Source organism: Massilia sp. Dwa41.01b, assembly GCF_014171775.1.
In the GTDB taxonomy this organism is placed as follows: Bacteria; Pseudomonadota; Gammaproteobacteria; order Burkholderiales; family Burkholderiaceae_D; genus Telluria.
Genome location: NZ_CP050454.1, coordinates 3,891,626 through 3,911,641 on the forward strand (window position 1 = coordinate 3,891,626; position 20,016 = coordinate 3,911,641).

A 20,016-nucleotide genomic window follows, 5' to 3' on the forward strand; every position below is an offset into this window, starting at 1 on the left:
AACGCAGCGATTGTGCCGCGCCCGGCAGGCGCCGGCAAGCCGGCTGCGACGAAACCGGTTTCGCGGGGTGCGAAACGGCTGGCACGCGGCGCGAGTCTGGTATGAAACCGGTGCGCAGCCAGCGCGCATCCGGGGCAAATGCGGCGCGGACGGCTCAGCGCACGCCGTGCACGGCTTCGCCCGAGGTCACGAAGATGGCGTCGCCCGGCTCGCGCGAAACCACATGCCCCCGGTGAACGAACCGAAGGACGGCAGGATCATGCGCCCCCTGCCGACCACGAAGCACGGCAGGCGCAGGGCGTCGAAGCGGGTCGCCAGCACCCAGGCCGGGTGCACGTGGCCGGTCAGCGCATAGCCGCCGCCATCGAGGTCGGGGTGGTGGCAGAAGTCGAAGGGGCCAATGCGGTGCGGCTCGTCCACGAGCTCGATGCCGAGCGCGGCGGCCGGGTCGCCCGCATGCTTGTCGTGGTTGCCGCGCACGAGCGTCAAGAGCAGCTCCGGGCGCGAGTGGCGCCAGGCCAGCATCGCCTGCTGGGTGCTCGACGCATGGGCCGCGCGCGCATGCAGGAAGTCGCCGAGGAACACGACGTGGCGGGCGCCATGCCGGTCGATCAATGCGCCAAGCCCGGCCAGGTTCTCTGTCGTCGTCCCGCGCGGCACGGGAATGCCCTGTGCACGGAAGGAGGCCGCCTTGCCGAAGTGGATGTCGGCAATGATCAGCATCGCCTGCGCCGGCCAGTACACGGCCTTTTCCGGCAACAGCAGCAGCGTTTCGCCTGCGACCTCGACAGCGTGAACACTCATACCGCGGCAGCTTTCTCCAGTTCCCTCACCATGCGGGCGACACGGTCGTTGAGCTTTTCGGTACTCACCTTTTCGCGGAAGCGCTCGACCATCAGCGCGAAACCGAAAGGCGTGGCGCGTTTCACCTCGCGGTAGGCCACTTTACGCGCATGCAGTTCCGATAGCGTGTCGCGCAGGCGCGTCAGTTCCAGTTCCTGCTCGAGCACTTCGCGCTGGGCTTGCGTGAGCAGCAGGTTGCCGGCGTCGTGCTTGCGGAAGACTTCGAAGAACAGCGAGGACGAGGCCTGCACTTGCCGGTTCGATTTCGGCTGGCCCGGATAACCCTGGAATACCAGCCCGGCAATGCGCGCCACTTCGCGAAAGCGCTGCTGCGACAGCTGGGTCGCATTCAGGCTCTCGAGCACGTCTTCCAGCAGGCGCTCGGTCTCGAACAGCGGCACATCGACGCCAGTGGCGCCGGCAAATTCAGCCGCCCAATCCACCGGTTCCGCCGACATCAGCTCGAAACCATAATCGTTGATCGCAATCGAAAACGTGATCGGCTGGCGCCGCCCGACCCGGTAGGCGAACAGCGAGGCCAGGCCCATGTGCACCGAGCGCCCGGCGAACGGGTACACGAACAGGTGCCAGCCCTCGCGGCTTTTCATCGATTCCAGCACCAGGGTGTCGATCGTCGGTAGCGCCGACCATTTTTCCTGGATCTCCAGAAGCGGCCGGATCGCCTGCATCTCCGGGCCCTCGAAGCGTCCTTCCGCGGCTTGCCGCAGCTGCTCGAGCGCGGCGTGGGCCAGCTCCGAAGACATCGGCATCCTGGCGCCCTGCCAGCGCGCAATCGCGCCGCGCGAACCGGTGGCACGTTTCACGAAGGCCGTCATCTCGTGCACGCGGATGAATTCCAGGATGCGCCCGCCGAACAGGAAGTGGTCGCCCTGCTTCAGGCGCGAGATGAAGGACTCCTCCATGCTGCCGATGCGCCCGCCGCCCATGTACTTGATCTGGATCGTCGCGTCCGAGACGATGGTGCCGATGCCCATGCGGTGGCGGCGCCCAATCGCGGTATCGGGCACCCGGTACACGCCCTCCTCGTCGGGCAAGACGCGCCGGTATTCCGGATACACCGTCAGGCTCTGGCCGCCGCGCGCAACGAAGTCCAGCGCCCACTGCCATTCCTCTTCGCTCAGGTGGCGGTAGGACCAGGCGGTGCGCACCTCCTGGTAGAGCTCTTCGGAGCGGAAACCGCCCCCCAGCGCCACCGTCACCAGGTGCTGCACCAGCACGTCGAAGGGCTTGTTCGGCACGTAGCGACCCTCGATGCGGCGCTGCGCGACCGCCACCTTGGCGCCGGCCGCTTCCGTGGATCTCCAGGCTGTTGGTGGGAACGAGGGTCACGCGCGAAACCCGCCCCGGCGCATGGCCGCTGCGCCCGGCCCGTTGCAAGAGGCGCGCGATGCCCTTCGCGCTGCCGACCTGCAGCACGCGCTCGACCGGCAGGAAGTCCACGCCCAGGTCGAGGCTGGCGGTACAGATCACCGCTTTTAGTTCTCCCTTTTTCAGGCCCATCTCGACCCAGTCGCGCACCTCGCGCGCGAGCGAACCGTGGTGCAGCGCGATCACGCCGGCCCAGTCGGGACGGGCATCGAGGATGTTCTGGTACCAGATCTCCGACTGCGAGCGGGTATTGGTAAACACCAGTGTCGCGTCGTAGTGCTCGATCTCGTCGATGACGGGTTTGAGCATCTGCATGCCCAGGTGGCCGCCCCAGGGGAAGCGCGCCACGTCCTTCGGGATCAGCGAATCGACGACGATCTGCTTGCGGGTGTCGCCTTCGACCAGCACGCCGCGCTCCTCGCCATTCTCCTCGCCCACGCCCAGCAGCACCTGGCGCGCCAGGTCGAGGTCGCCCATCGTCGCCGACACGCCCCAGACCACCAGTTCCGGGCGCCAGGCCCGCAGCCGCGCCAGCGCCAGCTGCACCTGCACGCCGCGCTTGCTGCCCATCAGTTCATGCCACTCGTCGATGACGATCGTGTCCAGGTGCCTGAACTGCTCCTGGCTTGCGGCGTGGCTGAGCAGCAGCGACAGGCTCTCGGGTGTGGTGATCAGCGCCGTGGGCCAGCTGCGCGACTGGCGCGCGCGCTCGGCCGAACCGGTGTCGCCGGTGCGCGCGCCGACCGTCCAGCCGGGCGCGAGTTCGGCGGCGGATTCTTCCAGCGCGCGCTGGGTGTCGGCCGCCAGCGCGCGCATCGGCGTGATCCACAACACGCGCATGCCGGAGAGGCGCCCTTTCGCCAGCGACCCGCGCTGCAATGCCGCGAACCAGACGGCAAAGGTCTTGCCGGCGCCGGTATTCGCATGCAGCAGGCCAGACTTGCCGGCCAGCGCCGCCTTCCACACTTCTTTCTGGAACGGAAAGGCCTTCCAGCCGCGCGCGGCGAACCAGTCCTTCACGACCGTTGGCGTGGGGCCGCTCGCCAGTTTGCTCGCTGGCGCCTTCATGCACCCGTGGCGGCCGGGATGGCACCTGCGTCGCGGCCGCCACGCCGCGGATTGACCGTGGCACCGGCCTGGTGGCCCGGTTTCGCCATACTGGAACGATCGCGCTTCAAGATTCAGGCCTCATGTTCAACTTCCCCTCGAAAAAGTGCACTGCCGTCCACTTGCGTGCCGTCGTGGCGGTTCGCGCTGCGATGCACGGCCTGCCTGTCCAGTTTAGCAAATGCCTTGCAGGCGAAGCGCCCCCCACCCTGCCCATGCCGCCGCGCCCCCGTTTGTTCCGCCAAAAGGGTTAGGTGATGCGGGACGATGGGTGTATTGTCGTTTTGAAGCCAGGGGTGAATGGGTTGTCGTTCTGGTTTTTCTCGAAAGCCGGTATGCGTGCATGTGCGCGGGCATCGGCGGGCAGGACTCCGTCCCGTGCAGCGTCGAGGCGGGTTTGTCTCGCCATGCAGCCCATCAACCAGGAGCCCAGCAAAATGAACAAGCACACCTCGCCACTGCCGCAAAACGGTAGCAATCAGCTGCGTCAGTTACTGACACTGTCGCGCGAGCTGCTCCAGACCGACGACTACAGCGGCTCACTGTCCCTGATTGGCCGCACCCTGGTCCGGACGGTCGAATGCGACTCCGCCTTGCTCCTCGTACGCGACGGCAGCCTGGATCTCTGCGGCTTCGACTGCAATGGCAATGCCTATCTGGCCCGGACCGAGCATCCCTTGTATTCCGCCGGCGCCGCCCTGTTACCCCATCGGGCAAGAAGGATGGGCCAGGATGACGATGGCGGGCCGCCCGAACCGAGTGAGCGCATACTCGCGCTCGCGGTGCCTGCGCCTGCCGCGATTGCCATCCTCGTCGCCGCCTGGGACAATGACCTGCCCCCTGCCGCCGCCCGTGCCTGCCGGCGCACCATGTCAGCCGTCCTCGAACTGGCCGCGGCGGCCTTGGGCAAGATCAAGGCGCGTGGTGCGCTCGAGCAGCTCGTCAAGGACCTGCGCGAGGAGCTTGCGAACAACGCGATGGTGCATGCCGCCGAACTGAGCCAACGCGATGGAGCCGTCGGCGAAATGCACGTCCTGGCGCTGACCGACGTGTTAACGGGCTTGTACAACCGGCGTGGTTTTTTCCTGCAAGCCGAGCAGATCTTCCGGATTTCGCGGCGCCAGCGCACACACAGCGCCGTCATCTTCGCCGACATCGACGGCCTGAAGCGTGTGAACGACGAACTCGGTCACGACGCCGGCGACGCCTTGCTGAGGGATGCGGCGCACGTGTTTCGTCAGTCGTTCCGCCAGGCCGACGTCGTGTCGCGCCTCGGGGGCGACGAATTCGTGGCCTATACGCTGGACGACGAACAGCCGCAGGTCATCCTTGAGCGTCTGGATGCCAACCTGCGCGCCCACAACCTGATGCAGGAACGGCCCTACATGGTGTCGATGAGTGCCGGGGTCGTGCAGTGCGATCCCGCCAGCGAGCAACCCTTGTCCGACTACGTCCAACTGGCGGATGAGCATATGTATACACACAAGCGCAACCGCCTGCACTGAGCACGTCTGACAAAACCATCCGATTCGGTGCGGACGCTCAGGGACAGCGACTCAAAGAATATGTCGAATCGAGTGGACATCAATCCATTGACGGGCGAAAGAGAACGCTCGCGTCGTCGCTTCAAGCTCAGTAGAAAAATCCTGGTCATCTGCCCCGTGGTGATGAGCCAGAGGACAGCTGACATCGTGCCCGTGGTAGATCGCGAACGTGGACAAGTAGCGCCTTCGAAAAGTCTGAACCGGATTTGCTGCAATCGTGTAACCCTTGTATTGCTCGGTAGGTGTGCTTTGCATGAGGTCTCCGATAGTCAAGCAAGGACCTTAACACGGACGCAGCAGATTCGGTCGCCTCACCGGAAGGTAGTAAGGAACCTGACAACACCCTGGTTTGCACCCTGAATGAGCAAGTGTCCTTGGGCACGAAAGGATCCGATATGGCGCCGGAAGGCGCTGTGGGGGAATGGCTGCGAAGGCTCATCGTGCCCATCCCGGCGTCGCGTCCAGCAGTCGCTATCCGTTGCGCTCCTGCGGCTGGCCGGTATCACTGCTTCTTTCGACTGTTGCGCACTCCGCGCTGTCGCGCCGGCTCTGCATGTCGTCGTCGACGACTTCCGGGGGGTCCAGCATGTCAGTGAGCATGCCCTGCAGCTCGGGTGTATCCCATTCCTTGCCACAGCGCTGTTTTGCATGGATGTAATGCCTGACTTCGCTTTCCTGCGCATCGGTCAACGGAAGACCGCGGAATGTCGATCCGGGATTGCCAATATTCATGGTGTCCACGCTTTCGATAACGCCATGCAATGGATGATCAGGGCCGAGGGAATGGCATGGCGCCGGCGGCAACGAAACGGTGCTGATGCACCATATATAATCAATTTATACCCTATCCACAGGCGCCGGCGCACGCTAGGCTGCGGTGACCGCACTGGCAACTCCCCCGCGCTCGAAGAGGACGATGCTCAGACGCCGGCGGCCAGCAGGCCCTTCAGGGTGTCGAGGGTGTCGGCATCATCGACTGTCTTGTCGTCGCGGCGGCGCAGGATGCGTGGGAAGCGCACGGCAATGCCGGCCTTGTGGCGCGAGGACAGCGCGATGCCCTCGAAGCCGATCTCGAACACCATCGTCGGCTTCACGGCGCGCACCGGGCCGAATTTTTCGATCGTGGTCTTGCGGATCGCGTTGTCGACCTGGGCGATCTCGGCATCGGTCAGGCCCGAATAGGCTTTCGCGAAGGGCACCAGGCGGCGCTCGCCATGGCCTTCATCGTCGTCCCAGACGGCGAAGGTATAGTCGGTGTAGAGCGAGGCGCGGCGCCCGTGGCCCGCCTGGGCATAAATCAGCACCGCGTCGATCGAATACGGATCGACCTTCCACTTCCACCAGGTACCGACATCCTTGGTGCGGCCCACGCCGTACTGCGCGCTTTTCGCCTTCACCATCATGCCCTCGACACCGCGGTTGCGCGACTCGGTACGCAAGGCTGCCAGGGCTTCCCAGCTCTCGGCCTGGACGACTGGCGAGATCTTCAACTGCGCCTGGTTGACGGCAGCGACTTGCGTTTCCAGCAGCGCGCGCCGTTCGTGCTGGGGCAGCTGGCGCAGGTCGACGCCATCGAGTTCGAGCAGGTCGTAGCAGACCAGCACCGCCGGCAGCTCGGCCAGCAGCTTGGCGGACAAGCTCTTGCGGCCGATACGGCGCTGCAGTTCGGCGAAAGGCGCGGGTGCGTCGTTGGCGTGATCCCAGACCAGCACCTCGCCGTCGACCACCGTGCCCTCTGGCAGGCGCACGCTGCAGAGTTCCGGGAAGCGCTCGGAGATCAGATCCTCGCCGCGCGACCACAGGTAGTTTTGCCCGCCGCGCCGCACCAGCTGGGCGCGGATGCCGTCGTACTTCCACTCCACTTGCCAGTCATGCAGTTCTCCGAGCGCAGCCGGGTCGCCTTGCAGCTGGTGCGCGAGGAAGAAGGGATAGGGCTGGCCGCCGCGCAGCTTGTGTTCTTCATCGGACTGGGCGGCGATCAGCTGCAGGAACTTGGTCGCAGTCGGGCGCACGCTGCCGTCGGTCCAGCCCATCAGGCGCTGGGCGATCAGCTTGCTGTCCACCGCGGCGATGTTGGCCAGTGCGCGCGTGACCAGCAGTTTCGACACGCCGACGCGGAAACCGCCGCCGATCAGTTTGCAGAACAGAAAGCGCTCGGGCGTGGTCAGCTCGTCCCAGTAGGTGAACAGGGCTTCACGGATGACTTCAGGGGCGGCTCCTCGGAGCGGCCCGATCCTTTCCATCATCCATTCGGCCAGGCCGACGTCGCTGCGTCTGGTCGGCGGCGGAAGGATGTGGGCGATGGTTTCGGCCATGTCGCCCACCGCATGATAGGACTCGTCGAACAGCCATTCGTCGAGCACCGCGTATTCGATCGCATACTGGCGCAGCAGCTTGGTCGGCACCGCCTGGCGCGGCTTGCCGCCGGCGAGGAAGTACACGGCCCAGGCGGCGTTCTCCGGCGCGGCGGTCGAGAAGTAGCCCTGCAGGGCTTCGAGCTTGCGGTTGGTGGCGGTGGTTTCGTCGAGCTCGGCAAAGAGGCGGGCAAACTCACGCATCGCGCGCCCCCTGCACCTCCGGCTGTTCCCCGGCTGTCTCGGCCGCCTGCGCCGCTTCCTTCACCTCGGCCGGCTGCGGCGCAATGCCGACGTCGTCATCGTCATCGCCGTATTCGGTATCGAAGCCGGCCGCGTCCAGCCCCTGCTGGCACAGCCACTTGACCATCACGGGGATCGAGCCATGGGTGACGATGATGCGCTCGGCCCCGGTGGCGGCAATGGCGCTCATCAAACCCGGCCAGTCGGCATGGTCGGACAGCACGAAGCCGCGGTCGACACCCCTGCGCCGGCGCGCCCCGCGCAGCTGCATCCAGCCGCTGGCAAAGGCGTCGGAGTAATCGCCGAAGCGCTTCATCCAGGCCGAACCCGAGGCGGACGGTGGCGCCACCACGATGGCCTGCTTTAACGCGGCCTTGTCGAGGTCGCTCACCATCAGGGTGGGCGGGAGAATGACGCCGCCCTCGCGGTAGACGCGGTTCAAAGGTTCCACCGCACCATGGCAGACGATCGGCCCGATGGACGGATCCAGGCCGGACAGGATGCGCTGCGCCTTGCCGAAGGAGTAGCCGAAGATGACGCTGCAGCGGCCCTCGGCGGCGTTCTTGCGCCACCAACTGTTGATGTCGTCGAAAATGCGCTGCTCGGGCTCCCAGCGGTAGATGGGCAGCCCGAAGGTCGATTCGGTAATGAAGGTGTGGCAGCGCACCGGCTCGAAGGGCGCGCAGGTTTTATCGGGCTCGATCTTGTAGTCGCCCGAGGCCACCCAGACTTCGCCCCCGTATTCCATGCGCACCTGAGCGGAACCGAGCACATGCCCGGCCGGATGCAGCGAGATGGTGACGCCGTTGTGGGTCGTCGTCTCGCCATACTCCAGGCCATCGACGGAGATCTCGCCCAGGCGCGAGCGCAGCACGTGCACGCCGCTGGCGGCAGTCAGATAGCGGCCGTGGCCGTAGCGCGCGTGGTCGCCGTGGGCGTGCGTGATGACGGCACGCTCCACCGGCCGCCATGGATCGATGTAGAACCCGCCCGGGACGCAGTACAGTCCTTCCTTGCGCACTACCACCATATCTGCCATGCGGGCCTTTCAGCGTTCAGACGAGTTCTACAAAGTCTGCCATAAAGCTCCGCTGTTCGCCGTCCGGGAAGTCGATGGCAACCTGGTCACCCGCTACTGACACGACAACGCCCTCCCCGTACTTCGGCACCTTGACGTGCATGCCCGCTTCGAAATGCGGGCCGCTCGGCTCGGGTTCAGGCGTATGGTCGAATTCATCGTCGCGAATCTCGATGTCTTCCAGCAGCGCCGCCGGCGGGTTCAGGCAGTTATCGCAGCGGCAGCATTTTTCGAAGCCCTCGACCTCGTCGCCAAAGTAATCGAGCATCAGCTTCCAGCGGCAGAAGCCGCTGACGGCATAACCGACCATCTGCTCCAGCGAGGCGCGGTCGTGGTCCTGCTTCTGCACATAGACTTCAGCCAGGCCTTCGAAGGTGGCCGCCTTCGGCTCGGCATTGGTCACGACGAATTCGAGCTTGCGGTTCTGGCGCACCAGCTTGCCGTCTTTCAGCAGCTTGAGGCAGACCTTGATCTTCGCTTCGTTCAGGTCGACCAGCTTTTCCTCGATGCGCTCGGTCGTCACGGCGCCGCTTTCGGCCAGTTCGCAGGCTGCCTCGTACACCGAACGGATCTCGGCTGCGTCCGGGTAGTGCTTCACCAGGAAGAACTGCTGCAGGCGCTTGTCGTCCTGCAGGAACAGCAGCGTGCACTGCGCATCCTTGCCGTCGCGCCCCGCCCTGCCCGACTCCTGGTAATACGATTCGAGATTGGCGGGAATCTGCAGGTGAATGACGAAGCGGGTGTCGCTCTTGTCGATGCCCATGCCGAAGGCGTTCGTCGCGACCATGATGCGCCGCTCGTCGTTCATGAACAGGTCCTGGTTGGCGCGCCGCTCGGCGGCCGGCAATTTGCCGTGGTAAATCGTGACCGACTCGCCCGCCTCTTCGAGCATGCGGTGCATTTCCTCGGCCGCCTTGACAGTGGCCGCATAGACGATGCCCACGCCCGGGGTCTCGGCCACCAGGCGGCGCGCTTCCAGGAATTTGTCCTGCACGTTCGTCACCTGGCGCACGCTGTAATGCAGATTCGGCCGGTAGATGCCGGTGTTGATGACCTTCATGCGCGGGCGGTTGAGCTGACGCCCGATGTCTTCCATCACCTCGTCGGTGGCGGTGGCCGTCAGCGCCAGCACCGGCGGCTGGCCGAGCGCGGCGATCGCTGCCGCCATCTCGATATAGGCCGGGCGGAAGTCGTGGCCCCACTGCGAGATGCAGTGCGCCTCGTCGATGGCGACCAGCACGATCTTCGCTTGCTTGAGTACGGCGAGGAAGTCGGGCGAGGCCAGTCGCTCGGGGGTGCAGAAGACGATTTCGCACTCCCCTGCCGCAATGCTTTCTAACGCCGCGTGCTCTTCCTCGGCATTCAGGCTGCTGTTGACCTGGCAGGCACGGATGCCCAATTCCTCCAGTTTTTCCAGCTGATCCTTCATCAGGGAGATCAGCGGCGAGACGACCACTGTCGTGCCCTTCAGGATGTGGGCCGGAATCTGGTAGCACAGCGACTTGCCGCCGCCAGTGGGCATGATCGCCAGCGTGTCCTTGCCGTCCAGGACACTGTCGATCACGCGTTGCTGGCCTTCGCGCAGGCGTTCGATGCCGAACACGGAGCGCAGCAGCTTGCGGATGGTATTGCGGCGCACCGCGAGGAGGCCGTTATGGAGGAGTTGGGGGTCATGTCGGGTCATGAGGAAACTGTAAGGCGCGCGCGCAAGCCGGACTATAGGACGCCAGCCAAGACCGCCGTAGGAGCCCCACTTTAGAGCACCTAAAAAACCTCCATAGCCGCGTTGCATCGTCTCGCCGTGCAAGCGCACTGTCTTCGCCGACGCGCCTTGCCATCAAGGTCTTGTAGCGTGCCTGACAAAAACCCCATGGCTGCGTTGCGGCGTCTCGCCGTACAGGCCTACTGTCATCGACGCTGCGCCTCGCCCTGAAGGTTTTGTCAGGCACTCTTTAGGCGCTCGCGAGGTGCCTTCCAGCCGTTGAGACAGCTCCGCAAGGTGTTTTCCTACAGAACGGCGGAGTCCTCGCCGATGTCGCAAAAGCGACAGCAGGCCTAAGATGGCACCATACACGAACGAAAAGACAAACAGACGACAGCCCCGGAGAACCATCATGATGCGCTCGATCCCCACTACCCTGACCGCCCTCCAGCTTGCCCTCGCCAGCGTCGCTGCCTGGCTGGTCTATGAAACGAACGCGCTGCAGGGTGCGGCGGTGTTGATGTTTCACTGATCGAAGCACGCATTTGCCGCACGATGCGGCCCTGATGCCGGCATGTAGCCGATATTCGCATTCTACTCAGCCGCGGTAAAAAGCCGCGCACGATAACAAAAGCGCCGTACCACAGCAGTGGCACGGCGCTTTTTCTTTGCTTGCGTGGGGTGGACGGGTTTCCCGTCCACGCTCCCAGCATTGTGCTGGCACCGACGGCATACGGCCGTGAACGCGATCGTTCAAGGCGTGGACGGCAAGCCGTACACCCCATGAAAAACGCCACCCGATTTGCATCGGATGGCGCTTTGTTCATGCATGCTCCGTCAAGCTCAGGCTGCCTTGGCTTCCGCCTCGGCAATTGCCTCGGTCTCGGCCGTCGGCAAACGCATCAGGTAGTCGAAGGCTGCCAGCGACGCCTTGGCGCCCTCGCCTACCGCGATCACGATCTGCTTGAACGGTACCGTCGTCACGTCGCCGGCGGCGAATACGCCCGGCAGCGAGGTTTCGCCGCGCACATCGACTTCGATCTCGCCGTAGGGCGACAGCTCCAGCGTGCCCTTGAGCCATTCGGCGTTCGGGACCAGGCCGATCTGGACGAACACGCCGGCCAGTTCGATGGTCTTCGTTTCGCCGCTGATGCGGTCCTTGTACGAAATGCCGGTCACCTTCTTGCCGTCGCCATGGATTTCCGTGGTCTGGGCACTCTTGATGACGTCGACGTTCTTCAGGCTGTAGAGCTTGCGCTGCAGGACCGCGTCGGCGCGCAGTTCGGCGCCATATTCGATCAGGGTGACGTGCTCCACGATGCCGGCCAGGTCGATCGCCGCTTCGACGCCCGAGTTACCGCCGCCGATCACCGACACGCGCTTGCCCTTGAACAGCGGACCGTCGCAGTGCGGGCAATAGGCCACGCCGTGGTTCTTGTATTCCTTTTCGCCTGGCACGTTGATTTCGCGCCAGCGGGCGCCGGTCGAGAGGATCACCGTTTTCGACTTCAATACCGCGCCGTCGGCGGTCGTGACTTCGAACAGGTTCTCCGCATTGCGCTCGAGCTTGGCGGCGCGCTGCAGGTTCATGATGTCGACGTCGTAGTGCTTGACGTGCTCTTCCAGCGAGATGGCGAACTTCGGCCCTTCGGTCTCCTTGACCGACACAAAGTTCTCGATCGCCAGGGTGTCGAGCACCTGGCCGCCGAAGCGGTCGGCGACAACGCCGGTACGGATGCCTTTGCGGGCGGCATAAATTGCCGCGGCCGCGCCGGCAGGACCACCGCCGACGATCAGCACGTCGAAGGCTTCTTTCTTCGACAGCTCGGCGGCCTTGCGCTTGCTCGCACCGGTATCGAGCTTGGCGAGGATTTCCTCGGCGCTCATGCGGCCCTGGCCGAAGTGCTCGCCGTTGAGGAACATCATCGGCACGGCCAGGATCTGGCGCGCTTCGACTTCCTCCTTGAACAGGCCGCCGTCGATGGTGGTGACCTTGATGCGCGGGTTGATGATGGACATCGAGTTCAGCGCCTGCACGACTTCCGGGCAGTTATGGCAGGACAGCGAAATGAAGGCTTCGAAGACGTAATCGCCGTCGAGGTTCTTAATTTGTTCGATGACGGCGTCGTCGAACTTGATCGGGTGGCCGCCCACCTGCAGCAGGGCCAGCACGAGCGAGGTGAATTCGTGGCCGAGCGGGATGCCGGCGAAGCGCACGCCGATATCGGTGCCGACGCGGTTGATCGCAAACGAGGGCTTGCGCACATTGTCGTCGCTCGCTTCGACGTACGAAATCTTGGCGCTCAACGAGGTGATTTCCCGGAGCAGCTCTTCCATTTCGCGCGCCTTCGGCGACGCATCCAGGGATGCAACGATCTCAATCGGCTGCACCACTTTTTCCAGATAGGCCTGCAACTGCTTCTTGAGATTTGCTTCCAGCATGATGTTTTCCTTGTATTCGGTGAAGAATGGATGCCGGCGGTCTTCCCTGCCAGGCATCCGGGTACTACTGACTACTGACTACTTAGATCTTGCCGACCAGGTCCAGGGAAGGCGTGAGCGTTTCAGCGCCTTCGGTCCACTTGGCTGGGCAGACTTCGCCCGGGTGCGAAGCGACGTACTGGGCAGCCTTGACTTTGCGCATCAGTTCCGACGCGTCGCGGCCGATGCCGTTGTCGTGAACTTCCATGACCTTGATCTGGCCTTCAGGATTGATGACGAAGGTACCGCGCAGTGCCATGCCTTCTTCTTCGATCATGACTTCGAAGTTGCGGGCCAGGGTGCCGGTCGGGTCGCCGATCAGCGGGTAATTGACCTTCTTGATCGCGTCCGAGGTGTCGTGCCATGCCTTGTGGGCGAAGTGGCTGTCGGTCGACACGCCGTAGACCTTCACACCCATCTTTTCGAATTCCGGCTGGAATGCGGCCAGGTCTTCTAGTTCGGTCGGGCACACGAAGGTGAAGTCGGCCGGGTAGAACATCAGCACCGACCAGGTGCCACGGAACTGCTCGTCGGTCAGGTCGATGAACTTGCCTGCGTGGTAAGCGGTTGCCTTGAACGGTTTGATCTGGGTATTGATAAGGGACATGGAAGCTCCTGTTGTGTTGTGTATCAAAGTTGATAAATGCAAGTGTAAAGCGCTTGCTGTCGCTTGTAAAATTAATTGATCGGATAGGATCGATTGATTTCTACTATCGAGAGGATGAGACAAATCCTGCCAGGCAGGGATGTCAGTCTCGCAAGAGACCTGTCAGTGTGCGGGAAACGCACGCGCTTTGCAACCGCGCGCCGTGTAAGGTTTTACATCCAAAACCGCAACCTCCGAAGTGCTGGGGTCAGGTCTGACATTCGGACACAGCCTCGACAGTTCCGAAGTGCTGGGGTCAGGTCTGACATTCGGACACAGCCTCGACAGTAAACCGCTAAAACAGCCGAGCTCGTGTCCAAATGTCAGACCTGACCCCAGCTTTTTTCGTTCAGGCCGGTAAGGCCGCGCAGGTGACGACTTCGTCGCAGGGCAGTGCCAGGCAGAAGGTCGAGCCCTGTCCCGGGGTGCTGGTGACCGACAATTCGCCGCCGTGGGCCGTCGCCAGCTGGCGCGAGATGTACAGGCCCAGGCCCAGGCCCTTCGGTTCGCCGTTGCGGGCGCCGCGTTCGAAGGGCTGGAAGATGCGCTCGACATCGTCCGGCGAAATCCCCTTCCCCTTGTCCGCCACCTTGATGCTGGCCTGACGGCCTTCCACCTCGACGCTGACCTCGACGTCGCAGCCGCCGCCATAGCGCAGCGCATTCGTGAGCAGGTTGACCACGACCTGCTCGATGCGGAACTCGTCCCAGCAGCCGGTGACCGGCGGGTGCGGCGCGAGGGTAATCGCGCAGCCGCTGGCGGCAGCCTGCAGCGACAGGTCGCTCACCACCCGCTCGAGCATGCCCATCAGTTCCACCGGCGCCGGGCGCACCGACAGGGTGCCGTTCCGCATGCGGGTGACGTCGAGCATGTCGTCGATCAGGCGGATCATGGCCTTGATCTGGCGCTCGTCGCGCTTGATCATCGCGCCCATCTGTTCGCCGGAAAAGGCGGCCAGGTTGCCGCGTTTCAGGTGCAGCGTGCGCATCTGGGTTTCCAGGAACAGCGTGTTCAGGGGCGTACGCAGCTCGTGGGCGACGAGCGACATGAATTCGTCGCGCATCTTCAGGGAGCGCTGCAGCTCCGCCTGGGTAGCATTCAGCTCGGCCAGCAGGATTTCCTGTTCGCGCCGGCTCTTTTCCAGCGCTTCCATCTGGCGCCGCGTCTCGCGCCGCTGCTGGTCGAGGGCGACGAACACATTCACCTTGCCGCGCACCGCGTCCGGGTCGAGCGGTTTATACAGGAAGTCGACCGCGCCCGTCTCGTAGCCCTTGAAGGCATAGTTCAGCTCGCGCCCGGCGGCGGAGACGAACACGATCGGGATGTGGCGGGTGCGTTCCGTTCCGCGCATGAGCTCGGCCAGCTCGAAGCCGTCCATGCCCGGCATCTGCACGTCGAGGATGGCGAGCGCGAACTCGTGTTCCAGCAGCAGCGCCAGGGCCTCCTCGCCCGAATGGGCATGGAAGACGAGCCGCTGTGGATCCCGGATCAGGGCATCGAGGGCGCGCAGGTTGTCCGGCAGGTCGTCGACGATCAGTAACTTGCTTGGTTCATTGGTGCTCATGGTGTCTCCAACAGGGGCAGCAGTGCGCGAATGCCGGCCAGCGGCAGGACCAGGTGCGGCTCGCACCGCCGGATCGCCTCAAACGGCATCGTGGCCGCCTGCGCTTCGCCCGGGTCCTGCACGACGGTCAGGCCACCGCGCTGCCTGATCCTTTGCATGCCTTCGGCGCCGTCATGGTTGGCGCCGGTCAGCAGGATGCCGGCCAGGGCCGCGCCATAGGCATCGGCGGCCGACTCCATCAGCACGTCGATGGCCGGGCGCGCATAGTGCACGGGCGGCTCGCAGCTGAGTGAAAATACGCGATCGTGTTCGATCGACAGATGATAGCCGGCGCCGGCGAAGTACACCGTGCCGGGCTCGACGGATTGCTTGTCCCGGGCTTCCACGACGGGCAGTCCCAAGCGCGCATCGAACAGTTCCGCCAGGCGGCTTTCGCGGTCGGCCGGGACGTGCAGGATGCAGACGGTGGCCGGCGCGCCCTCGCGCGGCAGCGCCGGCAACAGCTCGACCAGGGCGTCGACGCCGCCGGCCGAGGCACCGATCACCAATGCCTCGATGCGCCGGCCCGCGAGCGCGCGCGACCGGGTCCGGTGCATCGCCAGGGACGTCGAGGTGCGCGGCGACCTTCATTCGACCGCCTTGCGGAAGATGCGCTCGCGCCGCGCCAGGCTTTCGAAGCGCTGGGCGTAGGTGGAAAAGTCGATGCTTTCCTTGCTGCCCAGCGCCAGGAAGCCGCGGTGGCAGAGCGACTCGTGGAAAAGGCCGAGCACGCGGTTCTGCAGGCGCCGGTTAAAGTAAATCATCACATTGCGGCAGCTGATGAAATGGGTTTCCGAGAACACGCTATCGGTGGCCAGGCTGTGGTCCGCAAAGGTCACGTTCTCGACCAGCCAGCGCTCGAACAGGGCGCCGCCGTAGGCCGCCGTGTAGTAATCGGAAAAGGCGCGCTTGCCGCCGGCCTTCTGGTAGTTCTCGGTGTACAGGCGCATGCGGTCGAGCGGAAACACGCCGCGGCGCGCGTTTTCCAGCGACTCGGGATTGATGTCGGTCGCGTAGATGATGCTGCGTTCGAGCAGCCCTTCCTCGTGCAGCAAAATGGCCAGCGAATAGACTTCCTCGCCGGTGCTGCAGCCGGCCACCCAGAGTTTCAGCGACGGATAGGTCCCCAGGTGCGGGATGACCTGGCTGCGCAGCGCCGCATGGTAGTCGGGATCGCGGAACATTTCGGTGACGGGGATGGTCAGGTATTGCAGCAGCTGGGCAAAGCTTTCCGGCTTGTGCAGCACCCTGGCCTGGAGCTCGGACACGGTGGCGCATTCCATCTCGCGCATGGCCACCAGCACCCGGCGCTTTTGCGATGCGCCAGTGTAATCGCGGAAGTCGTAGTTGTACTTGAGGTACACGGCCTCGATCAGCATCCGCAATTCGATATCGATGTTGTCCGGGGGATGCTTCATGGGCTCGCTCATCGGCTGTCTTAAACGCGTTCCATGGTGGGCATCCAGACCCGCAGCAGCGAGTACAGGCGCGCCAGGTCGATCGGCTTGGCAAGGTAGTCGTTGGCGCCGGCGGCCAGGCATTGCTCCTGGTCGTCCTTCATCGCCTTGGCGGTGATGGCGATGATCGGCAGGCGGTTGAAGCGGCCGTCGGCGCGGATGCGGCGCGTCGCTTCCAGGCCGTCCATGCCCGGCATCATGATGTCCATCAGCACCAGGTCGATGGCCGGCACCTCGTCGAGTTTCGCGATCGCTTCGAAGCCGTTCCGGCCGACCTCGACGTTGGCGCCGCGCTGCTCCAGCGCGGACGTCAGGGCGAACACGTTGCGCACGTCGTCGTCGACGAGCAGGATGGTGCGGCCTTCGAACACGCGGTCGCGTCCGCGCACGGTTTTGAGCATGTGCTGGCGCTCGGTCGACAGCTGCGACTCGACCTTGTGCAGGAACAGCGTCACCTCATCGAGCAGGCGCTCGGGCGAGCGCGCCCCCTTGATGATGATCGAGCGCGAGTACTTCATGAGCTCGGCTTCCTCGTCGCGCGTCAGGTTCCGTCCAGTGTAGACGATCACCGGCGGGAAGGACACCAGCTCTTCCTGCGACATGTGTTCCAGCAATTGTTTGCCCTGCATGTCGGGCAATTTGAGATCGATGATCATGCAGTCGAAAATCTGGCTGCGCAAGAGCGCCAGCGCTTCCCCGCCCGAGCCGACCGCGTCGATGTGCACGTCTTCGTCGGCGATCAGTTGCACCACGCTGTCGCGCTGGCGTTCGTCGTCCTCGACCAGCAGCACGCGCTTGATCTGCTGGGAGGATTTTTCCTGCAGCTTGCGGAAGACTTCTTCGAGCTGTTCGCGCGAGGTGGGTTTCAGGGCGTAGCCGATCGCGCCCAGGTGCAGCGCCTCGCCGCCGTTTTCCATCGAGGACACCACATGCACCGGAATGTGGCGCGTGGCCGGGTTGTCCTTCAACTGCTGCAGCACCGACAGGCCCGAGCTGTCCGGCAGGCGGATGTCGAGCAGGATCGCGTCCGGATTCTCGCTGGCAGCCAGTTGCAGGCCTTCGCCGGCAGTGAGCGCCACCAGGCAGCGGTATTCGAGATCGTGTGCCAGGTCGAACAGGATGCGCGCGAAGTCGGGCTCGTCCTCGATCACCAGCACGGTGCGGGCGCCCTCCGCTTTTTGGCCGCGGTCGTCCGGGAAGCTGGCCTTCGGCGCCACTTCCTCCGGCGCTGGCTCGGGTGCGGACTCCGGTGGCGGCAGCGCGCGCGCCAGGCGCGGCGACAGCGGCGCACCGGCCGCGCTGGCGCGGGGCGCGGCAGCCCGCGGCGCCGGCGGCGTGGCCGCCACGGTGCCGTTCCTCGGCATGCTGAGGGTGAAGGTACTGCCCTCGCCGGGGTGCTCGACACCACCAGCGTGCCGCCCAGCAGGCCGGTCAGGTCGCGCGAGATCGACAGGCCGAGTCCCGTACCGCCGAAGCGGCGGTTGGTGGTGCCGTCGGCCTGGTGGAAGGCCTCGAAGATGCGCTCGTGCTGTTCAGGCGGAATGCCGATGCCGGTGTCGGTCACGGTGAACTGGATCCAGCCTTCCTGGGTGGCGCTGACCGTCATGTTCACTTCGCCCTGTTCCGTGAACTTGACGGCGTTCGACAGCAGGTTCTTCAGCACCTGCTCGAGGCGCTGGCGGTCGGTGTGCAGGGTCGGCGGCACGTTCGGCTCGACCGCCACGGTGAAGCGCAAGTCCTTCTGCTTGGCCAGCGGCTCGAAAGTGCGGCCCAGGCCCTCGACGGTGCGGCGGATCGGCAGGTCTTCCGGCAGCAGCTCGAGTTTACCGGCCTCGACCTTCGAGATGTCGAGGATGTCGTTGATGAGGTGCAGCAGGTCGTTGCCGGCCGAATAAATCGTCTGGGCGAAGCGCACCTGCTCTTCATTCAGGTTGCCCGGCACGTTATCGGCCAGGAGTTTCGCCAGGATCAGCGAGCTGTTGAGCGGCGTGCGCAGTTCGTGCGACATGTTCGCCAGGAATTCCGACTTGTAGCGGCTGGCGCGTTCCAGGTCCAGTGCGCGGGCGCGCAGCTGTTCCTGGGCCTCGACCAGGGCCGCATTCTTCATGTCCAGGTTCATGGCCTGCTCGGCCAGCTGGTCGTTGGTCTGCTCCAGTTCCGCCTGCTGGTTTTCGAGGCTGGACTGGGATTCCTCCAGCGCGCGCGACTGTTCTTCGAGTTCCTCGTTGGCCGTGCGCAGTTCTTCCTGCTGCACCTGCAGTTCCTCGTTCAGGGCCTGGCTTTCGGAGAGGGCGTCCTGCAGGCGGCTGCGGTAGACGATGGCCGCCACCGAGGCGCCGACGGCGTCGCCCACCAGCCGCAGGAATTCGAGGTCGCGCTCGCGCACAGGCTGCAGGAAGCCAACTTCCATGACGCCCTTGACCTTGCCGAAGTTGGAGAACGGCGCGATGACGATCTCGCGCGGCGCCGTCTCGCCCAGGCTGGATGACACCTTGATGTAATCGCCCGGCAGTTCCTTGACCCGCAGCAGGCGGTTCTCGTTGGCGGCCTGGCTGGCGAGCGAGCTGCCCGATTCGATGGTTTTCGCGTGCTCGTCCTCGTTCGAGAAGCCGAAGGCGCCGATGCGGCGCAGCGTGCCATCCTCGTTGCGCACGTACATGGCGGCGACCGCGCCGCCGAGGTAGCGCACCACGTGGTCGAGCACGGCCTGGGCCAGCAGTTCGAGGCTGTTCAGTCCCAGGCTCTTGGCGGCCAGCTCGGCCTGGCCGGTACGCAGCCAGCTCAGGTGGCGCAGTTCGGCATTGTGTTCGCTCTCGTGCTTGAGCACCTCGTCGTAGGAAGTGGACAGGCGCAGCAGTTCACGCCGGCCAAAGGCAGCCAGCAGGCCGCCCCCGATCAGCGTGAACAGCAGGAATGCGCCCACCGACCAGGTGATGACGGTGCGCGCCGACTGGCTGCGTTGCTGCAACAGGCTGCGTTCGCTGGCAATGAAGCTGCTGAACTGGCTGCGCATCTCGTCGGTGAGGACCTTGCCGCGGCCACCGCGGATCGATTCGACCACATCCCGCCCGGTGCGGCGGCGCTCGATCATCTCGGTGGCAAAACCCAGCCACTCGCGGTGCGCGGAACGTACCTGGTTGAGCCGGTTGGCCTGGTCCGGATTGTCGTTAATGAGGCGCTGCAGGTTATCGAGTTCGATCTCGACCTTCGGCCTGGCCACCGTGTACGGACCCAGGAAACTTTCGTCGCCCGAGATCAGATAGCCGCGCATGCCCGCTTCCATGTCGGAGACGAGTTTGCTCACTTCGTTGGCGTTGCCGATCACCTGCTGGGAGTGCTCGACCCAGTTGAGCACATTGATCATGAACGCGACAATCGCGACGAAGACACCGGCACTCAGTACGCTCATGCCGAGCGGCAGCGCGACGTTACGCTTGAGGATGCGGTGGAACTGCCTGTTATCGAGCGAGGAGCCGGTCATGTGTTGCGTTTATTTTAAGGAAAAATATCCTAAGTGTAACGCAAACGACACTTTCCGGCGCGCGCAAGCGTGCGCCACAATTGTCTGT

Annotated in this window: 13 protein-coding genes and 1 pseudogene; 1 reads left to right on the forward strand and 13 read right to left on the reverse strand. The window is 64.4% G+C overall.

The features are described from left to right. Positions 1 to 186: 186 nt before the first annotated feature. Positions 187 to 804, reverse strand: coding sequence for a ligase-associated DNA damage response endonuclease PdeM (gene pdeM / locus G4G28_RS17915; protein ID WP_229425174.1), 618 nt, complete (start codon positions 802 to 804; stop codon positions 187 to 189). Next, positions 801 to 3,300, reverse strand: a pseudogene (locus G4G28_RS17920) (ligase-associated DNA damage response DEXH box helicase). Before G4G28_RS17920 ends, pdeM begins: the two are co-directional and overlap by 4 nt. Positions 3,301 to 3,776: 476 nt before the next feature. Between G4G28_RS17920 and G4G28_RS17925 the strand changes: the two are divergent. After that, positions 3,777 to 4,844: a GGDEF domain-containing protein gene (locus tag G4G28_RS17925; RefSeq protein WP_182989310.1), complete on the forward strand. Its 1,068-nt coding sequence runs from the start codon at positions 3,777 to 3,779 to the stop codon at positions 4,842 to 4,844. Between the two features lie 510 nt (positions 4,845 to 5,354). On the opposite strand, the gene G4G28_RS17930 is transcribed toward G4G28_RS17925, so the two are convergent. From G4G28_RS17930 to G4G28_RS26695, 11 genes are all read right to left on the reverse strand, one after another. Beyond that, positions 5,355 to 5,615: a hypothetical protein gene (locus tag G4G28_RS17930; protein WP_182989311.1), complete on the reverse strand. Its 261-nt coding sequence runs from the start codon at positions 5,613 to 5,615 to the stop codon at positions 5,355 to 5,357. Positions 5,616 to 5,803: 188 nt separating this feature from the next. After that, positions 5,804 to 7,441, reverse strand: a complete 1,638-nt coding sequence (locus tag G4G28_RS17935; RefSeq protein WP_182989312.1) for an ATP-dependent DNA ligase — start codon at positions 7,439 to 7,441, stop codon at positions 5,804 to 5,806. Continuing rightward, positions 7,434 to 8,519, reverse strand: coding sequence for a ligase-associated DNA damage response exonuclease (locus G4G28_RS17940; RefSeq protein WP_182989313.1), 1,086 nt, complete (start codon positions 8,517 to 8,519; stop codon positions 7,434 to 7,436). The genes G4G28_RS17935 and G4G28_RS17940 overlap by 8 nt, the downstream gene beginning before the upstream one ends. Before the next feature lie 16 nt (positions 8,520 to 8,535). Then, the gene (locus G4G28_RS17945; protein WP_308600945.1) at positions 8,536 to 10,197 is read right to left on the reverse strand and encodes an ATP-dependent DNA helicase RecQ; all 1,662 of its coding nucleotides are present in this window, start codon (positions 10,195 to 10,197) and stop codon (positions 8,536 to 8,538) included. A 906-nt stretch (positions 10,198 to 11,103) separates the two neighbouring features. Continuing rightward, complete coding sequence (ahpF, locus tag G4G28_RS17950; protein WP_182989315.1) at positions 11,104 to 12,702, reverse strand: alkyl hydroperoxide reductase subunit F; 1,599 nt, start codon at positions 12,700 to 12,702, stop codon at positions 11,104 to 11,106. Positions 12,703 to 12,784: 82 nt separating this feature from the next. Then, positions 12,785 to 13,348, reverse strand: coding sequence for an alkyl hydroperoxide reductase subunit C (gene ahpC / locus G4G28_RS17955; RefSeq protein ID WP_182989316.1), 564 nt, complete (start codon positions 13,346 to 13,348; stop codon positions 12,785 to 12,787). Positions 13,349 to 13,736: 388 nt separating this feature from the next. Then, positions 13,737 to 14,951, reverse strand: coding sequence for a hybrid sensor histidine kinase/response regulator (locus tag G4G28_RS17960; protein WP_182989317.1), 1,215 nt, complete (start codon positions 14,949 to 14,951; stop codon positions 13,737 to 13,739). Continuing rightward, complete coding sequence (locus G4G28_RS17965; protein ID WP_183107660.1) at positions 14,948 to 15,547, reverse strand: chemotaxis protein CheB; 600 nt, start codon at positions 15,545 to 15,547, stop codon at positions 14,948 to 14,950. The genes G4G28_RS17960 and G4G28_RS17965 overlap by 4 nt, the downstream gene beginning before the upstream one ends. A 30-nt stretch (positions 15,548 to 15,577) precedes the next feature. Further along, positions 15,578 to 16,408, reverse strand: a complete 831-nt coding sequence (locus G4G28_RS17970; protein WP_182989319.1) for a protein-glutamate O-methyltransferase CheR — start codon at positions 16,406 to 16,408, stop codon at positions 15,578 to 15,580. Between the two features lie 20 nt (positions 16,409 to 16,428). Then, a complete protein-coding gene (locus G4G28_RS28560; RefSeq protein WP_308600949.1) occupies positions 16,429 to 17,664 on the reverse strand; it encodes a response regulator in 1,236 nt (411 codons plus the stop codon). Continuing rightward, positions 17,595 to 19,928 carry a CHASE3 domain-containing protein gene (locus G4G28_RS26695; RefSeq protein ID WP_229425176.1) on the reverse strand — a complete coding sequence of 778 codons (2,334 nt, stop codon included), beginning with the start codon at positions 19,926 to 19,928 and terminating at the stop codon, positions 17,595 to 17,597. Before G4G28_RS26695 ends, G4G28_RS28560 begins: the two co-directional genes overlap by 70 nt. Positions 19,929 to 20,016 lie beyond the last annotated feature (88 nt).